Annotated in this window: 4 protein-coding genes; 3 read left to right on the top strand and 1 reads right to left on the bottom strand. The window is 70.3% G+C overall.

Annotation, left to right across the window (positions count from 1 at the left end; all coding sequences use genetic code 11):
* Nucleotides 1-125: 125 nt before the first annotated feature.
* Both dxs and ACWGI8_RS38260 read left to right on the top strand, forming a co-directional pair.
* Entirely contained in the window at nt 126-2,048 is a 1,923-nt protein-coding gene (dxs, locus tag ACWGI8_RS38265) for a 1-deoxy-D-xylulose-5-phosphate synthase (protein WP_453668047.1), read from the top strand.
* 153 nt (nt 2,049-2,201) lie between these two features.
* Nucleotides 2,202-3,713, top strand: coding sequence for an amino acid permease (locus ACWGI8_RS38260; protein WP_453668046.1), 1,512 nt, complete (start codon nt 2,202-2,204; stop codon nt 3,711-3,713).
* Nucleotides 3,714-3,837: 124 nt separating this feature from the next.
* Here the strand turns inward: ACWGI8_RS38260 and ACWGI8_RS38255 are convergent, their stop codons facing one another.
* Nucleotides 3,838-4,209 carry an NTP pyrophosphohydrolase gene (locus ACWGI8_RS38255; protein WP_453668045.1) on the bottom strand — a complete coding sequence of 124 codons (372 nt, stop codon included), beginning with the start codon at nt 4,207-4,209 and terminating at the stop codon, nt 3,838-3,840.
* Between the two features lie 241 nt (nt 4,210-4,450).
* Here ACWGI8_RS38255 and ACWGI8_RS38250 point away from each other — a divergent pair, with 241 nt between their 5' ends.
* A complete protein-coding gene (locus ACWGI8_RS38250) occupies nt 4,451-5,503 on the top strand; it encodes a hypothetical protein (protein WP_453668044.1) in 1,053 nt (350 codons plus the stop codon).
* Nucleotides 5,504-5,598 lie beyond the last annotated feature (95 nt).

Genomic DNA, 5,598 nt, shown 5'->3' with positions numbered 1-5,598 from the left:
CACTTCTGCGTGTCCTCCGAAGGCGTGACACACAACCCACTGCCCGATGACAGCCGCTGCGAGCGGAACATTAGACTCGACAAATCGTTGCCAGGCTCGATCAGCTCACACGCAAGGAGGCACGGGTGCCGCTGCTGACCCGTATCAGGGGACCGCGCGATCTGGACCGGCTCAGCCCGGAGCAGCTCGATCAGCTGGCCGCAGAGATCCGGACCTTCCTCGTGGACGCCGTGTCCAAGACCGGTGGCCACCTCGGCCCCAACCTCGGCGTGGTCGAACTGACCATCGCCCTGCACCGCGTCTTCGACTCGCCGAAGGACAAGGTGCTGTTCGACACCGGGCACCAGAGCTACGTCCACAAGCTCCTTACCGGCCGGCAGGACTTCGGGAAGCTGCGCGCCAAGGGCGGCCTGTCCGGCTACCCCTCGCGTGCCGAGTCCGAGCACGACGTCATCGAGAACTCGCACGCCTCCACCGTCCTCGGCTGGGCCGACGGCCTCGCCAAGGCCAACGAGGTGCTGAGGAAGGACGACCACGTCGTCGCGGTGATCGGTGACGGCGCGCTCACCGGCGGCATGGCCTGGGAGGCCCTGAACAACATCGCGGACGCCAAGGACCGCCCGCTCGTCATCGTCGTCAACGACAACGAGCGCTCCTACGCCCCCACGATCGGCGGCCTCGCCAACCACCTCGCCACACTGCGCACCACCGACGGCTACGAGCGCTTCCTCGCCCGCGGCAAGGACATCCTGGAGCGCACCCCCGTCGTCGGGAAGCCGCTCTACGAGACCCTGCACGGCGCCAAGAAGGGCCTGAAGGACTTCATCGCCCCGCAGGGCATGTTCGAGGACCTCGGCCTCAAGTACGTCGGCCCCATCGACGGCCACGACATCGAGGCGCTGGAGTCCGCGCTGACCCGCGCCAAGCGGTTCGGCGGCCCGGTCATCGTCCACTGCCTCACCGAGAAGGGCCGCGGCTACCAGCACGCGGAGCAGGACGAGGCGGACCGCTTCCACGGCATCGGCCCGATCCACCCCGACACCGGCCTGCCGGTCAAGACCGCCGCGGCGAGCTGGACCTCCGTCTTCGGCGACGAGATGGTCAGGCTCGGCAAGGAGCGCGAGGACATCGTCGCCATCACCGCGGCCATGCTCCAGCCCGTCGGCCTGAAGAAGTTCGCCGAGACCTTCCCCGAGCGGGTGTACGACGTCGGCATCGCCGAGCAGCACGCCGCGACGTCCGCCGCGGGCCTCGCCACCGGCGGGCTCCACCCGGTCTTCGCCGTCTACGCGACGTTCCTCAACCGCGCCTTCGACCAGGTCCTCATGGATGTGGCCCTGCACAAGTGCGGTGTCACCTTCGTGCTCGACCGCGCCGGTGTCACCGGTGACGACGGCGCCTCCCACAACGGCATGTGGGACATGTCGATCCTCCAGGTCGTCCCGACCCTGCGGATCGCCGCTCCGCGCGACGCCGAGCAGTTGCGCAGCCAGCTCCGCGAGGCCGTCGAGGTCAAGGACGCCCCGACCGTCGTCCGTTACTCGAAGGGCGTGGTCGGCCCCGCCGTCCCGGCCGTCGGCCGGATCGGCGGTATGGACGTCCTGCGGAAGGCGGGCACGGACCGTCCCGACGTGCTGCTGGTCTCGGTCGGCGCGCTCGCCCCGATGTGCCTGGAGATCGCCGGTCTGCTCGACAAGCAGGGCATCTCCACGACCGTCGTGGACCCCCGCTGGGTCAAGCCGGTCGACGAGGCGCTCGCCCCGCTCGCGGATCAGCACCGCGTCGTCGTCACCGTCGAGGACAACAGCCGCGTCGGCGGTGTCGGCGCCGCCGTCTCCCAGGCGCTGCGCGACGCGGGGGTGGACGTACCGATGCGCGACTTCGGCATTCCGCCGCGCTTCCTCGACCACGCCTCCCGCAAGGAGGTCATGGCCGAGATCGGTCTGACCGCACCGGACATCGCGCGGCAGGTCACCGGCCTGGTTTCCAGGCTGGACGGCCGCCTCGACGACGACCCGGCCGCGGCCCCGGAGCCCGCGCGCGACTGACGGCCTGAGCCACCCGGCGCACACATTGGGCCGATCGGAGTACCCCCGGGGGTCTCCGGCCGGTCCTTTCGTGTGAAACGCACCTGCCCGGCGGGCGAGGCACCGCACCCCTCTCGATCATGGGCATACGGCCATGGCTACGGAGGTACGCCGGTGAGCACAGAGCAGCAGCCCCGTCAGAGCTCCGGGGTGTTCCGCACGAAGACGGTGGAGCAGTCGATCCGTGACACCGAGGAGCCCGAGCACGCGCTGAAGAAGTCCCTGTCCGCATGGGACCTCACCGTCTTCGGCGTCGGCGTCATCATCGGAACCGGCATCTTCGTCCTCACGGGTATCGCGGCCAGGGACAACGCCGGACCCGCCACCGCCCTCTCCTTCGTGGCCGCGGGCGTCGTCTGCGGCCTCGCGGCGCTCTGCTACGCCGAGTTCGCGTCCACCGTGCCGGTGGCCGGCTCGGCGTACACCTTCTCCTACGCCTCGATCGGCGAGCTGCCCGCCTGGATCATCGGCTGGGACCTGGTCCTGGAATTCGCCCTCGGTACCGCCGTGGTGGCGGTCGGCTGGTCCGGGTACGCGCGCCACCTCATGCACACCAACTTCGGCTGGGACATGCCCGTTGCGCTGTCCGGGCCCGATGCGGGGGGACACTTCGACGTGCTGGCCTTCGTGCTGGTCCTGGCGCTGACCGCCGTCCTGGTCCTCGGCATGAAGCTGTCCGCCCGGATCACCGCGATCGTCGTCGTCATCAAGGTCGCGGTCGTGCTGATGGTCATCATCGCGGGACTGTTCTTCATCAAGGCGGCCAACTATTCGCCGTTCATCCCGCCGGCCCAGCCGCAGGAAGCCGGCGGCGGTCTCAAGGCGCCGCTGATCCAGGTGCTCTTCGGCTACGCGCCCACCAACTTCGGCGTCATGGGAATCTTCACCGCGGCCTCCCTTGTCTTCTTCGCCTTCATCGGCTTCGACGTCGTGGCCACCGCGGCGGAGGAGACCAAGAACCCCCAGCGGGACATGCCGCGCGGCATCCTGGGCTCCCTGGTCATCTGCACAGTGCTCTACGTGGCCGTGACGCTGGTGGTCACCGGTATGCAGCACTACACGCAGATGTCGGCGACCGCCCCGCTCGCCGACGCGTTCAAATCCGTCAACCAGCCGTTCTTCAGCGGCGCGATCAGCCTGGGTGCGATCGTCGGCCTCATCACCGTCTGCATGATCCTGCTGCTGGGCCAGACCCGGGTGTTCTTCGCGATGAGCCGTGACGGACTGCTGCCGCGCTTCTTCTCGGTCACCCACCCGAAGTACCGCACCCCCTACCGGGCGACCATCCTGCTCGGTGTGGTGATCGCCGTCATCGCGGGCTTCACCAGTCTCGAGAACCTCGCGGAGCTGGTGAACATCGGTACGCTCTTCGCCTTCGTGGTCGTGGCCCTCGGCGTGATCATCCTCCGCCGTACCCGGCCCGATCTCCACCGGGCCTTCCGTACCCCGTGGGTGCCGGTGATCCCCATCCTGTCCATCGCGGCCTCGTTCTGGCTCATGCTCAACCTGCCGACGGAGACCTGGCTCCGGTTCGCGCTCTGGATGGCCGTCGGCTTCGTCGTCTACTTCCTGTACGGGCGTGGTCACAGCCGCCTCGGCAGGCTCGGCAAGAACGCCACGTACTGACGCGAACAACCACGTACTGGGGGCTGCCCGGCCTCCTGGCTTCTTTCGGCCGCGTATGTTCCGCCTCCTTGGGACGCTGTACGTGCGCGTGGCGTGCCGCTGACATCCGGGCCACGGGCCGCCGTCAGGCCGGGCGTACCGTCCGCGGTCCCGCGCACTGCGCCCCGAGTGCCTCCACGCGCTCCCGCAGCCCGCGGTCGGCCGTGACGACGACGCGGGGGCGGTCCCGCGCCGCCGCGACCAGCGACACGATGTGGTCGTCGCCACTGCCGGGCGCCGGCTCTACGCGCACGCCCGGGACGGACGTGACACCCCGGGCCTGCCCCTCGACCACGAGGACGACCTCTGCCGGACCGGGGTGTCCGGGGATACCCTCCTGGGCGAGCGGGACGAGTCCGTCACGTAGCCGCTCGGTCGCACCGAAGCGGTCGCGCCACCAGCCGTCCGGGACCGAACCGACCACGTTCGCGGCATCGACGATCAAGAGAATTGGCATGTCGGGAGGGTGGCACAGAGCAGGGCTCGGGCGGGCGGATCGGGCCCGCCGCAGAGTGTTATCGTCACGTAAATCAAGCGCTTGCACGGCGCTCAGGGAAGGTGGGCAACAGGCTATGTCATTGCGGTCTGCGCGGAGGTCGAAGCGTCGGACGAGCAAGCCTGACGCAGGGGACACCGGGAACACCGGGACCACCGGAAGGCAGCCGCGTCGCGCGGCCCGGGCGACCCCGTCGTTGCCCGTGGACCCCTCGCTGCCGCCGACGACCGGCTGGCTGCTGCGCGGCAAGGACGGCCGGCTCTCCGCGTACGCGCCGGGTGCCGACGGCGTACTGCGGTGGACCGAGACGAGGCCGGGCGGACCCGACTGGACGGGCCCCGATCTGTTCCCCGCGCCCGGCGTGCTTCCGTATCTGGCGATCGCCCAGGGCACCGACGGCTATGTGCAGCTCGTCGGGCTGCGCCGCACCCCCGTCGCGGGCGGGGAGATCGCCACGGACGTCGTGCAGACCATCCAGTACCAGTCGGGCCGCCCGATGCGGGACTGGTACTCGCTCGGCACTCCGTACGCGAAGGACCGCGAGCTGGCCGCGAAGATAGGGCTCCCGGCGGCCGTCGTGGACGCGGAGGGCTCACTCCACGTCTTCCTGCGCAACGCGGGCGGCGGCGTCTGCGGCCGCAGCCAGGTCCCGAACGGCAAGTGGAACAAGTGGGCCGACTACAAGGGCAGCCGCATGGTGGGCGTCCCCTCCGCCGCCCTCACCGACAACGGGCTGATGGAGGTCCTCGCGCCCACGCCGGACGCCGTCATGCGGTGGACCCAGGAGACCCCGGGCGTGAAGTTCCAGCGCGCCGAGGACATCGAGACCTCGGCCGCGGACAGCTCGCTCAGCTCCGAGCGCACCGGCCGTGAGCGGCTCACCCATGTGTGGCGGGACGCCGCCTCGGGCACCGTCCACGCCTGGCGCGAGGGCATGACCCCGGCGGCCCTGGGCGGCGACGGCGGTACGGGCCCGGTCGCCATGCTCCGCACCCCGGTCGACGGACACGACTGCACGATCCTCGCCCAGCGCGGCAAGGACGGCCGGCCGACGCTCGCCGCGTACCCGACGGAGGGCGAGTCGGCGGGCGCGGAGTGGACGTTCACGGGAGAGCCGTGCGTCGGTGCCCCGGCTCTCGCGATCGACGGCAACGGCCGGGTGGTGCTGGCCGCGTTCGGCGCGGACGGCACACTGCGGGTGACCCGCCAGAAGGCGGAGTCGGGGCTGGCGATGGAGGCGTGGAGGGTCGTCTGACCCACTGTCCGAGTGCCTCGGCCGACGGTGCATCGATACATCGATACGGCGCCACAGCGACACGGCGACAGAACACAGAACGGGCCGTACGGGAT

This window comes from Streptomyces sp. NPDC054841, assembly GCF_053611045.1.
The sequence above is the reverse complement of the archived record's forward strand: the minus strand, read 5'-3'. Positions and strand labels throughout refer to the sequence as shown.